Below are 22,076 nucleotides of genomic sequence, written 5' to 3'. Positions count from 1 at the left end.
CATGTCCATCTCTTCTTCCGCCTCGCGCCCGGCGAAGTTCGCCGCGTTATACGCGGCCGCCGCCGACTGGGCGCGCAACGACGGCCTCACGTGGATCTATCTCTTCAAAGCGCTCGCCGCCTGCTTCCTCGCGCTCGGCGTCGCGATGAAGCTCGACCTGCCGCAGCCGCGCACCGCGATGACCACTGTGTTCATCGTGATGCAGCCACAAAGCGGCATGGTGTTCGCCAAGAGCTTTTACCGGATCTGCGGCACGCTCGTCGGTCTCGTCGTGATGCTCGCGCTGATCGGGCTGTTCGCGCAGCAGCCGGAACTGTTCATCGTCACGACGGCCATCTGGGTGGGCATCTGCACCGCCGGCGCCGCGCGCAACCGCAACTTCCGGTCGTACGGTTTCGTGCTGGCCGGCTATACCGCCGCGCTGATCGGCATCCCCGCTTCGCAGCATCCGGACGGCGCGTTTCTGAGCGCGCTCACGCGGGTTGCCGAAGTGGTGGTCGGCATCGTCTGCGCGGGCGCCGTGAGCGGCCTCGTGTTTCCGCAATTCGCCGGCTTGCAGATGCGCGGCACGGTGCGCGCGCGTTTCTCGGCGTTCGTCGAGTATGTGTCGGCCTCGCTCGCCGGCCGCAACGACCGCGCGCAGATCGAAGCGACCAACGCCCGTTTTGTCGCCGACATCGTCGGATTCGAAGCCGCCCGCAGCGTGGCCGTGTTCGAAGGCCCCGATTCGCGCATGCGCGGCGGCCGTCTGGCGCGTCTGAACAGCGAGTTCATGACGGCGTCGACGCGCTTTCACGCGCTGCATCAGTTGATGAACCGCTTGCGAAGCACGCAAACGAGCGGCGCGGCCACCGCGATCGATGCGCTTGAGCCGTACTTCAAGGAGATCGCCCCGCTGCTCGCGAAATCCGGCGAGCCCGTGCTGAGCGCCGCCGACGCCGCCCGCGTCGCCGAGCAACTCGAGGCCTACAAAGGCGAGTTGCCCAGACGCGTGCGCGCGACACGGTCGGAACTGGAGACGCGTCCCGAAGCACCGCTGCTCGACTTCGACACCGGTGCCGAGCTGCTGTACCGCTTCATCGATGATCTGCATGCGTATGCGGCCACGTACGCCTCGCTCGCCGTCGATACGCATGAGCGCGAGCGCTGGATCGAGCGTTACGAACCGAAGACGAACGCGATCGCGGCCGGCGTCGCGGGCGTGCGCGCCGCCATCGTGATGATGGTGCTCGGCGCGTTCTGGATCGCGACCGCATGGCCGAGCGGTTCGACCCTGACGCTGAATGCCGCGGCGATTTGCGCGCTGGCGTCGTCGTCGCCGAATCCGAAGCGCACCGCGTTCCAGATGGCCGGCGGCACGCTGGTCGCCACGGTGATGGGCATGATCGCGGTGTACGGCGTGTTTCCGCACATCGACGGTTTCCCGCTGTTGTGCGCCGCGCTCGCACCGTTCCTGCTGCTCGGCGTGTTCATGACGACGCGGCCCGCGTTGGCCGGGTATGGCGTCGGCTATTGCATCTTCTTCTGTTTCCTGGCCGGCCCGGACAACGTGATTCACTACGACCCGAGCGCGTTCATGAACGATGCGATGGCACTCGTGCTGTCGATCCTGGCGTCGTCGATCGCGTTCGCCGTGCTGCTGCCGCCTTCGACACCGTGGTTGCGCAGCCGCCTGCTGGTCGATCTGCGCCGCCAGGTCGGGCTGGCGAGCCGCGCGGGCATGCGGCGGGTGCGTTCGCGCTTCGAGAGCGGCGCGCGTGATCTGATGTTCCAGATCAACGCGCTCGCGCAAAACGAGCCCGAACTCAAACGCGACACCTTGCGCTGGCTCTTCTCGGTGCTCGAAGTCGGCAACGCGATGATCGACTTGCGCCACGAAGTGGCGGCGCTGCCCGCCGACGCGCGCTATGCGAAGTCGATGCCGTGGCGCGTCGCGTTGCGTTCGATGCGCGATACGCTGGCCGCGCTATTCGAGCGGCCGCGTGAAGACCGCTTCGACCGCGCGCTTGCCGCGACCACGGACGCCATCGCCGCCGTTCAGCAGATGCTGGCCACCTTCACGCCGCCGCGTGACGAGCGGCATCGGCTGCAACGCATTTTGAGTCAACTGCATTTCATTCGTACCGCGCTGCTCGATCCGCAATCGCCGCTTGAACCGCTGATGAGCGGACGTGCCGACGCGTCAGAAGGAGTTCGTCATGCCACGTGATATCGCCGTTTTCGACGCCTACGTGCCGGCCATCGTGCTGCTGTTCATCGCGGGCGCGGGGCTGACCTGGGTGTTGGACCGCGTGATTGCCTATACGGGCCTGTATCGCGTGGTGTGGCATCCGTCCTTGTTCCGGGCCAGCTTGCTCGTGTGTGTGTGCGGCGTGCTGGGTCTCGCCGTTTATCGTTGATCAGAGTCGAAACATGACCATCCGAAATGTTGTGGGCTTCGTCGCGACGACTGTTATTTTTATCGTCGCGATTTTGATTGGACGCGTGCTGTGGGTTCATTACATGGACGAACCGTGGACGCGCGATGGGCGCGTGCGCGCCGAGATCGTGAATGTCGCGCCGGATGTGTCGGGCGCGGTTGTCGATCTGCCTGTGAAAGACAATCAACTGGTGAAGAAAGGCGATCTGCTGATGCAGATCGATCCGTCGCACTATGAGATTGCGGTTGAACAGGCGCAGGCCGCGGTTGCCGCGCGAAAGGCCGAGTTGCAGATGAGGCGCGATGATGCGCAACGGCGTGCGGATATGGATGCCTTGGTCGTGTCCAAAGAGAGCCGTGAGAATGCGACTCATACGGCTTCGGCTGCGGAGGCTTCTTATCAGCAGGCTTTGGCTGCGCTCGATGCGGCCAGGTTGAATCTTTCGCGGACGCGGGTTGTGTCGCCCGTTGATGGGTATGTGACTAACCTCAGTGTGTTCCGCGGCGACTATGCGACTGCGGGCGCGGCCAAACTGGCGATTGTCGATAGTCATTCGTTCTGGGTCTATGGGTATTTTGAGGAGACCAAGCTTCCTCACGTGAGCGTCGGCGACAAGGCCGAGGTTCGGCTGATGAGCGGCGGCACGTTGCAAGGACACGTCGAGAGTATTTCTCGTGGGATCTACGATCGGGATAATCCCGAAAGCCGGGAATTGCTGGCTGACGTGAATCCCACTTTCAATTGGGTGCGGTTGGCGCAGCGCGTACCGGTGCGGGTGAAGATCGATTCTGTGCCGGATGACGTGGTGTTGGCGGCAGGAATTACTTGTACTGTTGTTGTCACGCCTGGGGTGGGTAAGGCTGGTTGATTTTTTTTGCCCTTGCGGTGGTTTTTGTTTGTGATCCTTAGAGTGTTGGCCGGGGACGTAGCACGTTAGATAGACCGCCCCGGCCCCAGGCGACCGGGAAGCATAGCGTGGCGTTATGGGTTGCCGGTCGCTTTGCGCACCTGAATTGATAACTTTTAAGCCCGCCACGTGCGGGCTTTTTTTCTTGCCTGTTCCCTACCGCGCGGGTGACGTTCGGGCTTCAGATGACTGCGCAGTTCTAGACGAAAGCATCGGGCGAACTCGTCACTTACAATCAGCCTCAGTGACACAGCCGTCATACGTCGCGCCTCGCGCTTCGCGCTCGCCGGAACGGTCGGTGCAAGAACCAGTGGGGGCCCGCGTGGCCGGAGCCATCGCCTTCGCCTCGGCGATGCCGCGAAATGGCGCGCGGTTTCAGAAGCGCCAAGGGAGTAAGGCGGGACTCGCGCTACCGAAGATGCCTTCCGGCGCGAAAATCACAGACGCCTCGACGAAAAAAAGACCATCGGGCATCGAAACCACCGACGCTTCGCAAAACGACCACGACGGCGCGCGCAGCGCCGCCGGAAGAATGACTGCCTTGTCACGAATGCGGAATGCGCGACAACACAGATTCCAGATGCGCCACTACCGTAACTGCGCGGGGGACCCGCTTATACGCTGGCGGTTTGAAGCCGCTTTCTTTGCCTACTTTCTTTGCGGCGGCAAAGAAAGTAGGTGCCGCCCCGCACAGGGGCAACGCCAATAGACCACAAACAATTCAAGAAGAGGCCAACACCCCAAAAAAACCCCACCCAAACCGCCGCACAGGCAAAAAACCCCAAACCTCACAACCTGAACTTCCCCACCATAACCTTCAACCCCCGCGCCTGATCATCCAACGATCTGGCAGCAGCGGTTGCCTCCTCCACCAGTGCCGCATTCTGCTGCGTCCCGGAATCCATCTGCGTCACCGCGAGATTGATCTCCTCGATCCCGGCACTCTGCTCGGAAGACGCCGCCGAAATCTCCCCCATGATATCGGTCACCCGCTTCACAGCCTTGACGACCTCATCCATAGTCTGCCCGGCATCCTGAGCCAAAGCCGACCCATTGCTCACCCGCTCGACCGAAGTACTGATCAAGCCTTTGATCTCCTTGGCGGCCGCAGCACTGCGCTGAGCCAGATTCCGCACCTCGGCAGCCACAACCGAAAATCCCCGCCCTTCCTCCCCAGCCCGCGCAGCCTCAACCGCCGCATTCAACGCAAGAATGTTGGTCTGAAACGCAATCCCTTCGATCACGCCAATGATGTCGCCGATACTGCGCGCGCTATCGTTGATATCGTTCATCGTCGCGACCACGCGGCTCACCACCTCGCCACCCTTCTCCGCGATCTCCGACGCGTTATTGGCCAACGTGCTCGCCTGCTTCGCGTTGTCGGCGTTCTGGCGAACCGTCGAGGTCAGCTGCTCCATGCTGCTCGCGGTGCGCTCGAGCGCCATCGCCTGCTGTTCGGTGCGCTGCGAGAGGTCCAGGTTACCCATCGAAATCTCGCCCGAGGCCGTCGCAATCGCGTCCGCGCTCGACGCAATATCGGCGACCGTCGTCGCGAGCCCGCTCTGCATGTCGTGCAGCGCGAACAGCATGCTCGACCTGTCCTTGCGACCCAACGCGATCTCGACCGACAGATCGCCCGCCGCGATCCGGCTGGCAATTTCCTTCGCATACGCCGGCTCGCCGCCGAGCTGGCCGGCGAGGCGCCGCACCACCCACTCGCTGATGCCGAACGCGAGGACGATCAGCCCAAGCGTCGCCACCGCGATCATCACGAACGACGAGTGGTAAATAAAGCCCGACGCCTCGATGGTCGCCTTCGCTGCCGTGCCGCGCTGCGCGACGAGTTCGTCGACCATTTTTTCCAGCTTGCCGGTTTCGACCAGCAGCGACACGTCCTGCGTGCCGACCTGCCAGTTCATCTGCGACAGATCGAGCGGCTGCGCTTTCACGAGCGTCACGAAGTCGCGCAGATGGCCGCTCCATACCGTCACGGCGGCGGCGAATTTCTTCTGCTGGTCGACGGCCTTGGCGTCGAACGTCTCGACGTACTGTTGCAGCGTGCCGAGTTGCGTGGCAAGACCGCTCAGCCCCGCCTCGATGTCGGTGCCGAGTTCATCGCGCTCTTTCGCGGTGGTCGCGGTGAGCAGCATTTTTTGCGCGCGGCTCGCGCGCAACATGTGGCCGCGCGCTTCTTCGGCCGCGCGGCTGGCGACGTGCCCCTGATCGTAGATGGATTGCGCGGACGCATTCAGGCGGCTGATCTGGGTCAGCGAAAACATGCCGATCAGCAGCGTGCCGATCAGCAGCACGGCAAACGCGAGGCGCAACATCGCCTTCACCGACAAACCCTTGAGCCTCACCGCTCGCGAGCGGCTACCCTGGCCACGCGGCGGCTTGCCAGCCGATGCCCCCTCCGGTACGAATCCCGCGCCCGTCTGGCTACCCAGCGAAACTGCTTTCATATTCCCCGTCCCCACGTTTAGAACTGCCGGAAAGGTTGGTTCCGGCATTGCCGCTTATCTCTCCGGGTCTACGGCAAGAACGTCCGCGATCTTTAACGTCGCTCGCAAAATGCCGGCCGCTTTCGCCACGCGTGTTGCCACGTGAGTCGCCCGGTCCTCGGCGCGCCGCTTTGTAAGCTTCGCGCCCGCGACCGTTTATACACGGCCAAAAATCGCCGGTCGGCATATATCGGAACGACTGGCCATCCGCGCGTGGCCGTGGCAGGACAGACGTCCCCCGCACCGCCGAGGTGCGTGCGACTCCCGGCTTCGGAGCACAGCCTCTGCCCCTAATCACCACCGTGTGTCCGATTCGCGACAAAACTTGTCCTTACAATTCGGTCAGGCCACATTAAACTTCGACACACAGTTGAAGGAGCAAAACGTCGCGTCGAGATGCCGCAGCAATGAAAACGTGCCCGAAACAGCGTCCGACGGCTCCAGATCACTCTTTCTTCTCTCTCATCTAGCGTATGGAAACGAGCCTCGATAAAAGCGCCCTCACCGGCGCGCCAGCCGGAACAGGAACCGCCGCCGCGCAACCGGCCGCCAAGGTGCAGCGCACCGTCTATTCCGTGCTCGGCGCGATCAGCTTTTCGCACCTGCTCAACGACATGATCCAGTCGTTGATTCTCGCGATCTACCCGATGCTGAAGGACAACTTCTCGTTGTCGTTCGGCCAGATCGGCCTGATCACGCTGACCTACCAGATCACCGCGTCGCTGCTGCAGCCGCTCGTCGGCATTTATACGGACAAGCATCCGAAGCCGTATTCGCTGCCCGTCGGCATGGGCTTCACGCTCGCGGGTCTGCTGCTGATGTCGGTCGCGCCCAACTTCAGCGTGCTGCTCGTGGCGGCGGCGCTGGTCGGCTGCGGTTCGTCGGTGTTCCACCCGGAATCGTCGCGGGTCGCGCGCATGGCGTCGGGCGGTCGTCACGGGTTGGCGCAGTCGCTGTTCCAGGTGGGCGGCAATGCGGGTTCGTCGCTCGGGCCGCTGCTCGCAGCATTGATCGTGATTCCGCACGGCCAGCGCAGCATCGCGTGGTTCTCGGTAGCCGCGCTTGTCGCGATGGTCGTGCTGACGCAGATCGGCCGCTGGTACAAGCAGCATCCTTCGGTGAAGAAGGCGCGCGGCGTCGCCGGTCACGCCACGCTTTCGCGCAACAAGGTCATGTTCGCGATGAGCGTGCTGATCCTGCTGGTGTTCTCGAAGTACTTTTATCTCGCCAGCATCAACAGCTACTTCACGTTCTATCTGATCGACAAGTTCCATCTGCCGGTGCAGGCCGCGCAGGTCCATCTGTTCGTGTTCCTCGCGGCCGTCGCGGCGGGCACGGTGATCGGCGGTCCGATCGGCGACAGGATCGGCCGCAAGTATGTGATCTGGGTGTCGATCCTCGGCGTGGCGCCGTTCACGCTGCTGCTGCCGTATGCCAATCTGTTCTGGACCGGCGTGCTGACGGTGGTGATCGGCGTGGTGCTGGCCTCGGCGTTCTCGGCGATCCTCGTGTATGCGCAGGAGTTGATTCCCGGCAAGGTGGGCATGGTCGCGGGCCTCTTCTTCGGCTTTGCGTTCGGCATGGGCGGGATCGGCGCGGCGGTGCTCGGGCAACTGGCCGATGCCACCAGCATCACGTACGTGTACAAGGTCTGTTCGTTCCTGCCGCTGATCGGCGTGCTGACGGTGTTCCTGCCGGATGTGGAAGGCAAGCGCGCGAAGGCGTGATGCCCGTCTGACCGCGGGTCTGATGAGAGAAAGGCGCTTCGGCGCCTTTTTCTTTGCCTTTGCGTGAAGCAGATGAGCGCGGCGTGTCCGGAGCGCGACTCATCGCCGTGCCGGACAGCGCGCCGCATCGCTCATGGTGAACCCGCGTTGTCCGCCGAGCCACGCCTGCTCTATGCTTGTGCGGATACACGCCCTGCTCTCGCGCCGCGCGCAACGCGGCCCACACGACCCGCCATCCGTTCACTCACGCAGCAGAAGGATCGCCGCAGATGACAAGCTACCGCGACTTCCACCGCCGTTCGATCGACGACCCCGAGGCATTCTGGCGCGACGAGGCGCGGCGCATTCATTGGCAGACGCCGTTCGACACGGTGCTCGATCGCTCGAAGCCGCCGTTCGCGCGCTGGTTCGTCGGTGGCCGCACGAACCTGTGCCATAACGCGGTGGACCGTCATCTGGCCGAGCGCGCGCAACAGAACGCGCTGGTGTATGTCTCGACGGAAACCGGCATCGAACGGCGCTACACCTACGCCGAGCTGCACGCGGAAATCAACCGGATGGCCGCGGTCATGCGCTCGCTCGGCGTGAAGCGCGGCGACGTGGTGTTGCTCTATCTGCCGATGATCCCCGAGGCCCTGTTCGCGATGCTCGCCTGCGCGCGCCTCGGCGCGATTCACTCGGTGGTGTTCGGCGGCTTCGCGGCGCCCAACCTCGCGGCCCGCATCGACGACGCGAAGCCCGTGCTGATCGTCACCGCCGACGCCGGCGCGCGCGGCGGCAAGGTAATCGACTACACGCCGCTGATGGACGAAGCGCTCGCCCGCGCGAAGCACAAGACGCCGCACGTGCTGCTGATCGACCGGCAACTCGCGCCCGAGCGGCTCAACGCCAGCTACCTGGTTGCATACGAGCCGCTGCGCGAACAGTTCTTTGACGCCCACGTGCCGTGCGAGTGGCTCGAATCGAACGAGCCTTCGTATGTGCTGTACACGTCGGGCACGACCGGCAAGCCGAAGGGCGTGCAACGCGACGTCGGCGGCTACGCGGTCGCGCTGGCGGCATCGATGGAACACATTTTTCAGGGCAAGGCGGGCGACACGATGTTCACCGCGTCGGACGTGGGCTGGGTGGTCGGCCACAGCTATATCGTCTACGCGCCGCTGATCGCGGGCCTCACCACCGTCATGTACGAAGGCACGCCGATCCGTCCGGACGGCGGCATCTGGTGGCGCCTCGTCGCCCATCACCGGATCAATCTGATGTTCACCGCGCCCACCGCCTTGCGCGTGCTGAAAAAGCAGGACCCGGCGCTGCTGAAGAAAGCCGATCTGTCGAGCCTGCGTGCGCTGTTCCTCGCCGGCGAGCCGCTCGACGAACCGACCGCCGCGTGGATCGCCGGCGCGCTCGGCAAGCCGGTGGTCGACAACTACTGGCAGACCGAAACCGGCTGGCCGATGCTGGCGATCCCGCGCGGCGTCGAGGCGTTGCCCACCAAGCTCGGCTCGCCGGGCGTGCCGTCGGCGGGTTTCAATCTGACCTTGCGCAACGAGCTGAGCGGCGAGCCCTGCCGGCCCGGCGAAAAGGGTGTACTGACGCTGGACTATCCGCTGCCGCCGGGTTGCATGTCGACGGTATGGGGCGACGACAAGCGTTTCGTCAGCACGTACTGGTCGAGCATTCCGAACCGGCAGGTCTATTCGACCTTCGACTGGGGCGTACAGGACGAAGACGGCTACGTGACGATCCTCGGCCGCACTGACGACGTGATCAACGTCGCCGGCCACCGGCTCGGCACGCGCGAGATCGAGGAAGCGTTGTCGAGCCACGCGGCCGTGGCGGAAGTGGCGGTGGTCGGCGTGACGGATCCGTTGAAGGGTCAGGCGGCGATGGCCTTCGTGGTGCTGCGCGACGCACAGGCCTACGCGGACACGAAAAAGCGCAACAAACTGGAAGCCGAACTCACCGCGACGGTGGACCGCCAGCTCGGCGCGATTGCGCGGCCGTCACGCGTCGTGGTGGTGTCGATGCTGCCGAAGACGCGCTCCGGCAAGCTGCTGCGCCGCGCGATCGCGGCGCTCGCAGAAGGACGCGAGCCGGGCGACCTGCCGACCATCGAGGATCCGGCGGCGTTGCAGCAGGTGCGCGAGGCGCTGGGCGAAGGTGGGGGGAACTAGCTTGCAAGACCGCGGCGTGTCTCGCGCCAGGCGATTTGTTGACCATCGCGGATTAGACAGCGGTCTCGTGGCGGAGGCGTGAGGCGTTGGGCGACGCCAAGGCCAAGTAACTTGCAAAGTCGCGGCGGGACTAAAGCGCGTGTCGTTGTGAATGCGCCGACACGCGCGCCCCTCGACGCCCGCGTCAGACCGTCGAACCACGTGCTTCTAAAAACCGCGTCAGAATCGCATTCGAATAGGTCCCCGCGATCTCCGTGAGAAACGATACGAAAGACGCCGGCGCGTGATCGTCGGCGGTATCCGAGACGGTACGCACCACCGCGCACGGCACACCGTATTCGTAACAGACCTGCGCGATCGCCGCGCCTTCCATCTCCACGGCGAGCGCATCCGGCAACGCCTCGCGCAAGGCCTGAACGCCCGCCGCGCTGGCCACGAACTGATCGCCGCTGATGATCAAACCGCGATGCACGCGCGGCTCGCGCGTGCCGAAGCGCGCCGCCGAGGCCGCGCCCTCTTCGGCGACGAAGCGCTGGCAGGCCGCGGCGAGCTGATCGGCCAGCGCCGCATCGGCGTCGAATCGCGAGATGCCGAGCAACGGCACTTCGAAACGCGGAAACAGCGGCGACGCATCGAGATCGTGCTGCAGCAGCGCGTCGGCGACGACGATATCGCCCACCCGCACTTCGCTTCCCACGCCGCCGGCCACGCCGGTGAACACGATCGCTTCGACGTCGAATGCATGGATCAGCGCGCTGACCGTGGCCGCCGCCGCAACCTTGCCGACGCGCGCCAGCGTCACGACACACGGCGCGCCGTGGACGGTGCCCAGGTGATAGTCCCGCTGACCATGCGTGATGGTGCGCACACCGGACTCAGCGCGCATCGCGGCGATCAGGTCGCCGAGCTCTTGCGGCAACGCCGCCAGAATCCCGAGCGGCCGATGCGAAACCGGCGCGCCGCTGCGGTTCGGATCGATGTCGGACATGCTTGCTGCCACTGAGCCTCCATCAGCCGTTCGTGCGCCGGCCTCACTGTCACTGGCCGCGCCTGGCGCCGCCGTACCCACACCCGTCTTGCTCATTCCACCGCCTGCAATTTAGCGACCGCCAAGGCCAGCCATTTCTCGCCGTGCCGCTTGAATTTGACCTGCGCCTTCGCGTCGGTGCCGCCGCCTTCGAGCGCGGTGATCGTGCCTTCGCCGAACTTGGTGTGGAACACCTGCTGGCCCACGCGGAAACCCGTTTCCGCCGCACGCTGTTCGTTCGCGAACGCGGGCAACGGTGCCGGCGTCGACGACGCAGCCCCCGTATAACCCGGCCGCGCGAACCAGTCGCGCCCATAACCCGCGTTGTCCGAGCGGCCGCCCCAGCGCGCGCCCGCCTCGACCTTCGGCGTGAGCCACTTGAGCGTTTCCTGCGGCAGTTCGTCGAAGAAACGCGAACGGATGTTGTAACGGGTCTGGCCGTGCAGCATGCGGCTCTGCGCGAACGACAGGTACAGCCGCTCCTTGGCGCGTGTGATCGCCACGTACATCAGGCGGCGCTCTTCTTCCAGACCGTCCGATTCCATCGCGCTATTCTCGTGCGGGAACAGCCCCTCTTCCAGACCGGTGATGAACACCGCCGTGAATTCAAGGCCCTTGGCGGCATGCACCGTCATCAGTTGCACGGCTTCCTGGCCGGCTTGCGCCTGGTTGTCGCCCGCCTCCAGCGACGCGTGCGACAGGAAGCCGGCGAGCGGCGTCATCGTGTCCGGGTTTTGCGCGGGATCGGCAATGCCGGGGGCGTCGAGCACGACCGTATTCGGATCGTCGGTGGCAACGGCCAGTTCGGGTGCGGCGGTCGCGCCCGGACGCAGCGGAATGGAGCGCGCCGGCGTGTCCATGCCGTAGCCCTCTTCGCTGACGAACGCGGCGGCCGCGTTGACCAGTTCCTGCAAGTTTTCCAGCCGGTCCTGGCCTTCGCGTTCGTTCTGATAAAACTCCGAGAGACCGCTCGTGCGGACCACGTATTCGACGGTTTCCGGCAGGCTCATCTGCTGCGTTTCCGCGCGCATCTTACCGATCAGGTTCGCGAAACCCGCGAGGCTCGAACCCGCCTTGCCCGCCACGTACGGAATTGCCGCGGCCATCGAGCAGTTGTACAGACGCGCCGCGTCCGCGAGTTGCTCGACCGAGCGCGCGCCGATGCCGCGCGTCGGGAAATTGACGACGCGCGCAAACGCGGTGTCGTCGTTCGGATTGTCGATCAGGCGCAGATAGGCGAGCGCGTGCTTGACTTCCTGGCGCTCGAAAAAGCGCAAGCCGCCGTACACGCGATAGGCGATGCCCGCGTTGACCAGCGTGTGTTCGATCGTGCGCGACTGCGCGTTGCTGCGGTAGAGAATCGCGACTTCGCTGCGCGACGTGCCGGTGCTGATCAGCGCCTTGATTTCCTCGACGATCCAGCCGGCTTCCTGCGAATCGGTCGCGGATTCGTACACGCGAACCGGTTCGCCGTGCCCTGCGTCGGTACGCAGATTCTTGCCCAGACGGCGCGAATTGTTGGCGATGAGCTGATTGGCGGCATCGAGAATATGGCCGTGCGAGCGGTAATTCTGCTCGAGCTTGATCAGATGGCGGACGTTGAACTCGTGTTCGAAGTCGCGCATGTTGCCGACGTTCGCGCCGCGGAAGGCGTAGATCGACTGGTCGTCGTCGCCGACGGCGAAGATCGAATTGGTCTGACCCGCCAGCAGCTTGAGCCACGCGTATTGCAGCTTGTTGGTGTCCTGGAATTCGTCGACCAGAATGTGCCTGAAGCGCGCCTGATAATGGGCGCGCAGCGGCGGATTGTGCGCGAGCAGTTCGTAGCAGCGCAGCAGCAGTTCCGGAAAGTCGACCACGCCCTCGCGCTGGCACTGCTGGTCGTAGGCTTCGTAGAGTTCGACGAATTTGCGGTTGAAGTTGTCGGTGGCGTCGACGTCTTTCGGCCGCAGGCCTTGTTCTTTCGCGTTGTTGATGAAGTACTGGAGATTTTTCGCCGGGTACTTTTCGTCGTCGATATTGAGGCCCTTCATCAGACGCTTGATCGCGGACAGCTGATCGGCGGTATCGAGAATCTGGAAGGTGGCCGGCAGGCCCGCGTCGCGATGGTGCGCGCGCAGCATGCGGTTACACAGCCCGTGGAAGGTGCCGATCCACATGCCGCGCGTGTCGATCGGCAGGAGCGCCGACAGACGCGACATCATTTCGCGGGCGGCTTTGTTGGTGAAGGTCACCGCAAGGATCGTGGCCGGCGACGCCAAGCCATGCTGGATCAACCATGCGATGCGCGTGATCAGAACGCGGGTCTTGCCGCTGCCCGCGCCGGCGAGAATGAGCGCGGGCTCGTTGGGGAGCGTGACGGCGGCGTGTTGTTCGGGGTTTAGATTGGCTAGCAGGTCGGGCATTTTTGGGGAGGGGCGGCAGGTCGTTCGACATTATATGCCCCGGCGGGGGGGCGGTTTTTCTGGTTGTTGGGCTTGGGGGTTGGGCTTTCTGTTTGCTTTCGGGTTGGTTTTTATGTTTGCCAGCGGTGTTGGCCTTTCCTTGAGTTCTTTGTGGTCTATTAGCGTTGCCCCTGTGCGGGGCGGCACCTACTTTCTTTGCCGCCGCAAAGAAAGTAGGCAAAGAAAGCGGCTTCAAACCGCCAGCGTATAAGCGGGTCCCCCGCGCAGTTACGGTAGTGGCGCATCTGGAATCTGTGTTCTCGCGCATTCCGCATTCGTGACAAGGCAGTCATTCTTCCGGCGGCGCTGCGCGCGCCGTCGTGGTCGTTTTGCGAACCGCCTGTGGTTTCGCGCCGGATGGTCCTCATCAATCATTGGCGGTTTTTCCGCGTGGTTGCGGCTCGCGGGCGCTCGGCCTTTCTCCCGCTCACGACCGTTTTCGTCCCAGCCATTTCCCACGCCCGACTGCTTTTCCCCTCGCCAGCTCCGTCCGGGCGCCTCTAAAGCCTCTCGCCCTGTTTCGCGGTATCGGCCTGGCGAAGCGGATGGCTCCGCCACGCAACGCGCACCCACTTGTTTTCAGAGCGACCGTTCTGGCGAGCGCGCAGCGCGAGGCGGGAGGTATGACTGCTGTGTCACTGAGGCCAAATGTGCGAGAGCACAGATTCCAGATGCACCACTACCGCGACTGCGCGAGGGGCCCGCTTATGAGCTGGCGGTGTGAAGCCGCTTTCTTTGCCTACTTTCTTTGCGGCAGGCAAAGAAAGTAGGTGCCGCCCCGCACAGGGGCAACGCCAATAGACCACTAAGAATTCAAGGAAAGGCCAACCCCGTAAGAAAACACCCCCAAAACCGCCACCCGGCACCCACCCCCCACCTGCGGTAGAATTTGACCCTCCAGCGTCAAAAAAAGACACCCCGTCCCCGAAGGTCATCGTCGATGCAAATTCAGATTCACAAGGAAGTCGATGCACGCGGGCTCATGTGCCCGCTGCCCATTTTGCGCGCCAAGAAGGCGCTCGCCGACATGGAAAGCGGCCAGATTCTCAAGGTGCTCGCCACCGATCCGGGCTCGCAGCGCGATTTCGCCGCGTTTGCCAAGCAAACCGGCAACGAAATCGTCGAAAGCTCAGCGCACGACAAGGTCTTCACCTTCCTGCTGAAGCGCCGCTGAAACCGGCTCACTCCCGCGTACGCACCGCTTCACCAGGCGGCCACAAAATAAAAGGCGCTGTGCCCGCAAATGCGAGGCACAGCGCCTTTTTTCTTCTGCCGACGCTATCGAGAGACTAGCGACTCAAACCCCTCAACCTTCCAGCACAGGCGAACGGGTGCGCAGATATTCTTCGAAATCGGCGGCCACTTCCGGATGGCGCAACGCGAACTCCACCGTCGCCTTCAGATAACCCAGCTTGCTGCCGCAATCGAAACGCGTGCCGTGATACTTGTACGCCAGCACCTGTTCGTCGGCGAGCAGCGATTGAATCGCGTCCGTCAGCTGCAATTCGCCGCCCGCGCCCGGCTTCAACGCACGCAGATGTTCGAAGATGCGCGGCTTCAGCACGTACCGGCCCACCACGCCGAGATTCGACGGCGCCACGCTCGGCTCCGGCTTTTCGACGATGCCCGACATCTTGATGATCGAGTCTTCCCACTCCTTGCCGTCGACGATACCGTACGACTTGGTTTCCTGAGCAGGGATCTCTTCGACGCCGATCACCGAGCTGTGATAATGGTCGAACACCTCGATCATCTGCGTCATGACGGGCGGCGTGCCGTACAGCAAGTCGTCCGCGAGAATGACGGCGAACGGGTTGTCGCCCACCAGTTTTTCGGCGCACATCACCGCGTGGCCCAGGCCCAGCGCTTCCGGCTGACGCACATAGAAACAGTCCACATGGCTCGGCTTGATGCTGCGCACGAGCTCCAGCAGCTTGTCCTTGCCGCGCGCCTCGAGTTCAGCCTCGATTTCGTATGATTTATCGAAGTGGTCCTCGATCGCGCGCTTGCTGCGGCCCGTGACGAAGATCATTTCGGTGATGCCGGCTGCCATCGCCTCTTCGACCGCGTACTGGATCAGGGGCTTGTCGACAATCGGGAGCATCTCTTTCGGACTGGCCTTCGTGGCAGGGAGGAACCGGGTGCCAAGACCTGCTACCGGAAAAACCGCCTTCGTAACTTTTAGCATGTGATTACCCTGAATCCTCTGAATTAGCTATCGGTCCTTGCCCGCCTCTTGGGGCGGGCACGGAGCGTCGATCAGACCGGCAAGCGCGCCAACTGGGCTTTCAGCTTGCCCACCGTTGCTTCGAATTCTGCCAGTCTTTTCTGCTCCTGCTCAACGACTGCCGGTGGTGCCTTTGCAACAAAACTTTCGTTCTGCAATTTGCCGTTGCACTTGATGATTTCCGTGCTCAACCGTGCAATCTCCTTCGACAACCGCTCGCGCTCGACTGCCACATCGATTTCCACCTTCAGCACGAGCTTGTCATTCCCCACGATAGCAATTGGCGCGCCATCTGCCTGCGCGTCCAGGCTTGCCTCGTCGGCAATGATCTGCACTTCGGACAAACGGGCCAATGCCTGTGCGTACGGAGCAAAAGTGCGCAGGCGCTCCGCGTTGCCGGTAGCGAGCAACGGCACCTTGACCGCCGGCGACAGATTCATTTCGCCACGCAGATTCCGGCACGCATCGATCACTGCTTTCAGGTCGGCCGCCCACTGCTCCGCGTCTTCATCGATCTTCGACGGCTCGGCAACGGGGTAAGGCTGCACCATGATGGACGCTTCGCCCTCGGCTTTGCCCTCGGGATAACGCCCGGCCAACGGCGCCACTTTTTGCCACAGCGCCTCGGTGATGAACGGAATCACCGGATGCGCCAGTCGCAGCACCGTCTCGAGCACGCGCAGCAGCGTGCGGCGTGTTGCGCGCTGCTGGTTCGGCTGACCCGTCTGGATCTGAACCTTGGCGAGTTCGAGATACCAGTCACAGTATTCGTCCCATACGAACTTGTATAGGGCGTTGGCCACATTGTCGAAACGATAGTCGGCGAAACCCTTGGCGATTTCCGCTTCCACGCGTTGCAGACGCGAGACGATCCAGTAGTCGGCCGACGAGAAATGCAGGTGTCCGTCCGGACCGCATTCGCCGCATTGTTCCGGCTTGCCGAAGCCGCAATCGTGGCCTTCGCAATTCATCAGCACGAAACGGGTGGCATTCCACAGCTTGTTGCAGAAGTTGCGATAGCCTTCACAGCGCGCGAGATCGAAGTTGACGTTGCGCCCGAGCGTGGCCATCGAGGCCATCGTGAAGCGCAGCGCGTCGGTGCCGAACGCCGGAATGCCGTCCGGGAATTCCCTACGGGTTTTCTTTTCGATCGACGCGGCCTGCTTCGGGTTCATCAACCCGGTGGTGCGCTTGGCGACCAGTGCGTCGAGATCGATGCCGTCGACGATATCGATCGGGTCGAGCGTATTGCCCTTGCTCTTCGACATCTTCTGGCCTTCGGCGTCGCGCACGAGACCGTGCACGTACACCGTGTCGAACGGCACCTGGCCGGTGAAGTGCGTGGTCATCATGACCATGCGCGCGACCCAGAAAAAGATGATGTCGAAGCCGGTAACCAGCACCGACGACGGCAGGAAGTGCTTCAGTTCCTGCGTTTCATTCGGCCAACCGAGCGACGAGAACGGCACTAAAGCAGACGAGAACCACGTGTCGAGCACGTCTTCGTCGCGCTTGAGCGCGCCCGTATAACCGGCGGCCGTGGCCTTGGCGCGCGCGTCTTCTTCGGTCTTCGCCACGAAGATTTCGCCGTTTTCGCCGTACCACGCCGGGATCTGATGGCCCCACCAGAGCTGGCGCGAGATGCACCAGTCCTGAATGTTCTCGAGCCATTGATAGTAAGTGGTGGTCCAGTTTTCCGGCACAAACCTGATTTCGCCGCTGCGAACCACGTCGAGCGCCGTCTCGGCGATCGATTTGCCCGGATTGAAAGTGCCTTCCGGCGCCGGCTTGCTCATGGCGACGAACCATTGGTCCGTCAGCATCGGCTCGATCACGACGCCGGTACGGTCGCCACGCGGCACCATCAGCTTGTGCGGTTTGACCGATTCGAGCATGCCGAGCGCTTCGAGGTCGGCCACCACCTGCTTGCGGGCTTCGAAGCGGTCGAGACCGCGGTATTTTTGCGGCGCGTTCTCGTTGATCTTCGCGTCGAGCGTGAGGATTTCGATCATCGGCAGCTTGTGGCGCAGGCCGACCTGGTAGTCGTTGAAATCGTGCGCGGGCGTGACCTTCACGACACCGGTGCCGAATTCGCGGTCGACGTAGTCGTCGGCGATGATCGGCACTTCACGGCCCGACAGCGGCAGCGTGACCGTCTTGCCGATCAGGTGCGCGTAGCGCTCGTCTTCCGGGTGGACCATCACGGCGGTGTCGCCGAGCATGGTTTCCGGGCGCGTGGTCGCGACCGTCAGGCGAGCCGAACCGTCGGTGAGCGGATACTGGATGTGCCACAGCGAGCCGTTTTCTTCCTCGCTGACCACTTCGAGGTCGGAGACGGCGGTGAGCAACACCGGGTCCCAGTTCACGAGGCGCTTGCCACGGTAGATCAGGCCCTGTTCGTACAGGCGGACGAACACGTCGCGCACGGCGGCCGACATCTTGTCGTCCATCGTGAAGTATTCGCGCGACCAGTCGATCGACGCGCCAAGGCGGCGTACCTGATTCGTGATGGTCGAGCCGGATTCCTGTTTCCATTCCCAGACGCGTTCGACGAACTTTTCACGGCCGAGGTCATGGCGCGAGGCGCCTTTTGCGTCCAGTTGCCGTTCGACGACGATCTGCGTGGCGATGCCCGCGTGGTCCGTGCCCGGCACCCACAGGGTGTTTTCGCCGAGCATGCGGTGATAGCGGGTGAGGCCGTCCATGATCGTCTGGTTGAAGGCATGGCCCATGTGGAGGGTGCCCGTGACGTTCGGCGGCGGCAACTGGATCGAGAAATCTTTCCGGTTTTCCTCGATGACGGGCGTCGCGTAGGCGCGCTTTTCCCATTCGGGGCCCCAGTGGGCTTCAATGGTGTGAGGCTCGAAGCTTTTGGCAAGCGTGGAGGTGGTGTCGCTCGGGGTCTCGCTCATTGTGTCGATTCGGCTGGTGAATGCTAAGAATCCTCGATTATAAGCGGCGCCCCGGCGGCGGGGATTTTTGGGCGGCGCGAGCCGGAGTTTTTTTAAGGCGCCGCGGCGTTCCATATCGCATTTCAGGATGACATCCAGCACGCACTGCCGCGCCGCCAATTCGTTGCCGGCGGTGCCTTGGCGCAATTATCCCGTCTAATTGAGACCCGTCTGATCGTGTCGCCTCGCTCCATGTGCGACCGTCGCAGCATCCTCAATCGATGCGAGAGAACCATGAAGACGTTTGCAATTCTGACTGTGATGACGGCGTGCCTGAGCGGCTGCGCCGCACCCACGTACACCTATGACCAGATCCATTCACGCGGCTGGACGCGCGAGAGCATCGACCAGCGGTTTCCGGCCGGGACGCCCCAGGCAACGGTATTGGATAAACTCGGCGGTCCGTTCGCGGTGAAATCGGCCGGCGATCTTTCCCGATGGGATTACGTCGGCGGCGTGTCGGGTCAACAGCACGTCGTGTTCATATTCCGCAACGGCTTGCTCGCCGAGAAGCGGTACGAGAATTTCTGACGCGCTGATATTGCAGCCGAACAGATTCATCGCCGTCCGCGGGGCAGCGCGGCGGCCGGTCATGGCTTGCGGTGCTGCATCAGGCGACCAGCATCGCAAGAAACCCAAACTACAAAACCACAGCCTCCCCTCGCTCCAGCGACTGTCTCATCGCCACCCCGATCCGAGTCGCTTCCAGCGCATCGGCCAGCGTGGCCCCCGCACTTGCGCCGGCATGCGCATCACCAGCGCCGCGCACCGCCGCAACAAACGCCCGGGCTTCATATAGAAACGCATCCTCAAAGCGATCAAAAAAGTTCGCCGTGCACTCGTTACGCACCCCTGAAGCGTCGTAAATCTCAACACGATTCGCACGCGGATTGTGGCCAATCGCCAACGCCCCGGCTGTGCCAATCACCTCGCTATGCGTGTCATTTCCATGCGCCTGCGTACGTGACGCATAAAACATGGCGAGCTTGCCATCCTCGAACTCGCAGATCGCCACGCCGTTATCCACGTCGCCGAATTCCCGCAGTCCGTCGTGCAGCGCGATCGCGCCGGCGGCAAAAACACGTTTTGCGCGCGGTTTGCCGAGCAGCCAGCGCGCCACATCGATATCGTGCACGGTGCAATCAAGAAAGATGCCGCCGGAGGTCGCCGCGAAGCGCACGAAAAAACCGTCGCTGTCATTCTGGTCCGCCGTCTGCGAGCGCACGAGAAACGGCCGGCCGATCTTGCCGGCTTGGATCTTGTCGAACGCATCCTGATAGCTTGGATCGAAGCGCCGCATGAAACCGATGGTGGCCTGCAGATGCGGATAACGCGCGGCCTCGGCCAGCACCCGCTCGCACTCCGCGAGATCCAGCGACAAGGGCTTCTCGCAGAACACATGCTTGCCGGCGCGCAAAGCGTCGACAATCTGTTGCGCGTGCAGCGAAGACGGCGTGACGAGCCAGACCGCATCCACCTCGCGATCGGCGAGCAGCTCCGCGTAATCCTCGTACAGACGCGGCGTGGGCAACGCTTCACGCGCCCACGCGCGCTCCTCTTCCACCGGACTGCAGGCGGCCACGAGCGACGCGCCCGGCACGCGATACGCCAGATTCTCCGCGTGCCGCTTGCCGAGACGACCGAGGCCGACCACGCCGACCCGAAGCCGCGCTGCGGCGCCCGTCATCACGATGCCTCGCCGAGTTTGACCGCGCGGCCTTCGCGCCACGAGCGGCTCGCGGCGTCGGCGAGTTCGAGCGCCTTCAAACCGTCGGCGACGGTCGTGCGCACCGGTTTGCCGTGCGTCACCGCATCGAAGAAATGCGCGATCTCGTGCGCGTAAGCCGCACGATAACGTTGGAGGAAAAACGCTTCGGGCACGTCGCTCGACACTTCGGTTTTCGAATACGCCGTGACTTCCGTGGGCCGTACATTGCCCGCTTGCAACATGCCGTGGCTGCCCAGTATTTCGAAGCGCTGGTCGTAGCCATACGCGGCGCGACGCGCGGTGTTGATCTGGCACAGTCGGCCGCGCTTCGTGCGGATCGTGACCGCGGTCGAATCGATATCGCCCGCCTCCGCAATCGCCGGGTCGCTCAGACAACTGCCGGTGGCATGCAGCGTGTCGGCCTCGTCGTCGAGAATCCAGCGGAAGATGTCGAAGTCGTGAATCAGCATGTCCTTGAAGATGCCGCCGGAATGCTTGATGTACTCGACCGGCGGCGCGCCCGGGTCGCGGCTCGTCACCACCAGCATTTCCGGCGTGCCGATTTCGCCGGCGTCCAGCCGCGCTTTCAGCGCCGAGAATGTCGGATCGAAGCGCCGCTGAAAACCGATCATGCACACCACGCCCGCGCGCTCGACCGCTGCCGCGCATGCTCGCGCGCGTTCCAGCGTCAGATCGACCGGCTTCTCGCAGAACACATGTTTCTTCTGCGCGGCGGATTGCATGATCAGATCGGCATGCGTGTCGGTGCTCGAACAGATCACGGTCGCTCCGATCGACGCATCGCCCATCGCGCCGTCGATATCCGCGACCTGCGCGCCGTGCTCGGCGGCGAGCGCCGCGGCGGCCTCGCGATTCACATCGACTACATACTTGAGCCGCACGCCCGGCTGCCGCGCGAGATTCGCCGCATGAATCTTGCCGATGCGCCCCGCGCCGAACACCGCTACGTCGATCGTCTTTGCCGCCTGATTTGCCCCATCAGTCATCGTATCCTCCAGTGTCTTTGGATTCTTCAACATTCAATTCGAGCTTGTACGCGAGCGCGATGAACAACGCCTGGCACAAACAGATCGTGCTGGTCAGCGAGCGGAACGCGAACGCGCTGCCCTCTTTCACATACAGTTGCGTGCTGGCATAACGCGCGAGCGGAGATAGTTGGCTATCCGTAATAACCAGCGTTTTGGCTTGATGATGATGCGCGACCCGCAAGCAATACTGCGTTTCCTTGCCGTAGGGCGCGAAGCTGATCGCGATCACCACGTCGCCCTTTTTCACACTGCGAATCTGTTCGCGGTACATGCCGCCGAAACCGGACACCAGATGCACGCGCTTGGGCGTGTGCTGCAGCGCATAGACGATATAGCTCGCCACCGGAAACGAGCGCCGCACGCCGATCACGTAGATGTTGTCGGCCTGCTGCAGCATCTTCACCGCGGCGTCGAACTCCTTGTCGTCGAGGCCTGCTTCCAGTTCTTCGAGACCGCCGCGCGAGGCCGCGATGAATTCGCGCGCCACGGAACCGCCCGACAACGCGCCCGGCTTTTCGTCGATCAGCTTGCGAATGCGCTGCTGATAACTCGGCGACGAACTGCCTTGGCCCGTGTAAGCCTGCCGAAACACCGCCTGCAAATCGGAGAAGCCGGAAAAGCCGAAGCGCTGCGCAAAACGCACCACGGCGGACGGATGCACGCCACAACTCGCGGCAATGTCGCTGGTGCGGTCCACCATCACGCTGGACCGGTGCTGCTCGATGTAGGTTGCGACATTCTTCAACTGACGCGGCAACGCGTCGTAGTTTTCCGCGATGCGCTGCATCAATTCTTCGACGCTGGGCAATTCCTCGGTACTCTCTTCCGCCATGGCTCTCTCTCGGGTGCTTTATTGCAGTGCGGCAGCCGCTCCAAACCGCCGCCACACGGCCTCCTGACGCTGCCGATTATAGGCAGCCGCCCAGTCAAATGGAACGTAT

The 22,076-nt window shown here is 63.2% G+C and carries 15 protein-coding genes; 7 read left to right on the top strand and 8 right to left on the bottom strand.

Annotation, left to right across the window (positions count from 1 at the left end; translation table 11 throughout):
* Position 1: 1 nt before the first annotated feature.
* From RI103_RS05840 to RI103_RS05830, 3 genes are read left to right on the top strand one after another with little or no spacing between them, the layout of a single operon-like run.
* Positions 2-2,209, top strand: coding sequence for an FUSC family protein (locus tag RI103_RS05840; RefSeq protein WP_310814428.1), 2,208 nt, complete (start codon positions 2-4; stop codon positions 2,207-2,209).
* Positions 2,199-2,399, top strand: coding sequence for a DUF1656 domain-containing protein (locus RI103_RS05835; protein ID WP_310814427.1), 201 nt, complete (start codon positions 2,199-2,201; stop codon positions 2,397-2,399). Before RI103_RS05840 ends, RI103_RS05835 begins: the two co-directional genes overlap by 11 nt.
* A gap of 13 nt (positions 2,400-2,412) precedes the next feature.
* Positions 2,413-3,288, top strand: coding sequence for an HlyD family secretion protein (locus RI103_RS05830; protein WP_310814426.1), 876 nt, complete (start codon positions 2,413-2,415; stop codon positions 3,286-3,288).
* An 827-nt stretch (positions 3,289-4,115) separates the two neighbouring features.
* On the opposite strand, the gene RI103_RS05825 is transcribed toward RI103_RS05830, so the two are convergent.
* Complete coding sequence (locus tag RI103_RS05825) at positions 4,116-5,789, bottom strand: methyl-accepting chemotaxis protein (RefSeq protein WP_310814425.1); 1,674 nt, start codon at positions 5,787-5,789, stop codon at positions 4,116-4,118.
* A gap of 512 nt (positions 5,790-6,301) precedes the next feature.
* Here RI103_RS05825 and RI103_RS05820 point away from each other — a divergent pair.
* Both RI103_RS05820 and RI103_RS05815 read left to right on the top strand, forming a co-directional pair.
* Complete coding sequence (locus RI103_RS05820) at positions 6,302-7,555, top strand: MFS transporter (RefSeq protein ID WP_310814424.1); 1,254 nt, start codon at positions 6,302-6,304, stop codon at positions 7,553-7,555.
* 269 nt (positions 7,556-7,824) lie between these two features.
* On the top strand, positions 7,825-9,729 hold the full coding sequence (locus RI103_RS05815; protein ID WP_310814423.1) for a propionate--CoA ligase: 1,905 nt from the start codon (positions 7,825-7,827) through the stop codon (positions 9,727-9,729).
* 184 nt (positions 9,730-9,913) lie between these two features.
* Here RI103_RS05815 and RI103_RS05810 read toward each other — a convergent pair whose 3' ends face one another.
* Positions 9,914-10,717: a 5'-methylthioadenosine/adenosylhomocysteine nucleosidase gene (locus RI103_RS05810; protein ID WP_310814422.1), complete on the bottom strand. Its 804-nt coding sequence runs from the start codon at positions 10,715-10,717 to the stop codon at positions 9,914-9,916.
* Between the two features lie 92 nt (positions 10,718-10,809).
* Positions 10,810-13,161 carry a UvrD-helicase domain-containing protein gene (locus tag RI103_RS05805; RefSeq protein WP_310814421.1) on the bottom strand — a complete coding sequence of 784 codons (2,352 nt, stop codon included), beginning with the start codon at positions 13,159-13,161 and terminating at the stop codon, positions 10,810-10,812.
* A gap of 985 nt (positions 13,162-14,146) precedes the next feature.
* Between RI103_RS05805 and RI103_RS05800 the strand changes: the two genes are divergently transcribed.
* Positions 14,147-14,374, top strand: a complete 228-nt coding sequence (locus RI103_RS05800) for a sulfurtransferase TusA family protein (protein WP_310815181.1) — start codon at positions 14,147-14,149, stop codon at positions 14,372-14,374.
* 132 nt (positions 14,375-14,506) lie between these two features.
* Here the strand turns inward: RI103_RS05800 and galU are convergent, their stop codons facing one another.
* A complete protein-coding gene (gene galU / locus RI103_RS05795) occupies positions 14,507-15,388 on the bottom strand; it encodes a UTP--glucose-1-phosphate uridylyltransferase GalU (protein WP_012433783.1) in 882 nt (293 codons plus the stop codon).
* 71 nt (positions 15,389-15,459) lie between these two features.
* The gene (locus tag RI103_RS05790) at positions 15,460-18,339 is read right to left on the bottom strand and encodes a valine--tRNA ligase (protein WP_310814420.1); all 2,880 of its coding nucleotides are present in this window, start codon (positions 18,337-18,339) and stop codon (positions 15,460-15,462) included.
* Between the two features lie 273 nt (positions 18,340-18,612).
* Between RI103_RS05790 and RI103_RS05785 the strand changes: the two genes are divergently transcribed.
* Positions 18,613-18,909 carry a hypothetical protein gene (locus tag RI103_RS05785; protein WP_310814419.1) on the top strand — a complete coding sequence of 99 codons (297 nt, stop codon included), beginning with the start codon at positions 18,613-18,615 and terminating at the stop codon, positions 18,907-18,909.
* 109 nt (positions 18,910-19,018) lie between these two features.
* Here RI103_RS05785 and RI103_RS05780 read toward each other — a convergent pair whose 3' ends face one another.
* Genes RI103_RS05780 through RI103_RS05770 form a run of 3 tightly spaced genes read right to left on the bottom strand, consistent with a single transcriptional unit; the run spans position 19,019 to position 21,967 of the window.
* Complete coding sequence (locus RI103_RS05780; RefSeq protein WP_310814418.1) at positions 19,019-20,065, bottom strand: Gfo/Idh/MocA family oxidoreductase; 1,047 nt, start codon at positions 20,063-20,065, stop codon at positions 19,019-19,021.
* A complete protein-coding gene (gene iolG / locus RI103_RS05775; RefSeq protein WP_310814417.1) occupies positions 20,065-21,093 on the bottom strand; it encodes an inositol 2-dehydrogenase in 1,029 nt (342 codons plus the stop codon). The genes RI103_RS05780 and iolG overlap by 1 nt, the downstream gene beginning before the upstream one ends.
* The gene (locus tag RI103_RS05770; protein WP_106283662.1) at positions 21,086-21,967 is read right to left on the bottom strand and encodes a MurR/RpiR family transcriptional regulator; all 882 of its coding nucleotides are present in this window, start codon (positions 21,965-21,967) and stop codon (positions 21,086-21,088) included. The genes iolG and RI103_RS05770 overlap by 8 nt, the downstream gene beginning before the upstream one ends.
* Between the last annotated feature and the right edge of the window lie 109 nt (positions 21,968-22,076).

This window comes from Paraburkholderia sp. FT54 (assembly GCF_031585635.1).
Taxonomy (GTDB): Bacteria; Pseudomonadota; Gammaproteobacteria; order Burkholderiales; family Burkholderiaceae; genus Paraburkholderia.
The sequence above is the reverse complement of the archived record's forward strand: the minus strand, read 5'-3'. Positions and strand labels throughout refer to the sequence as shown.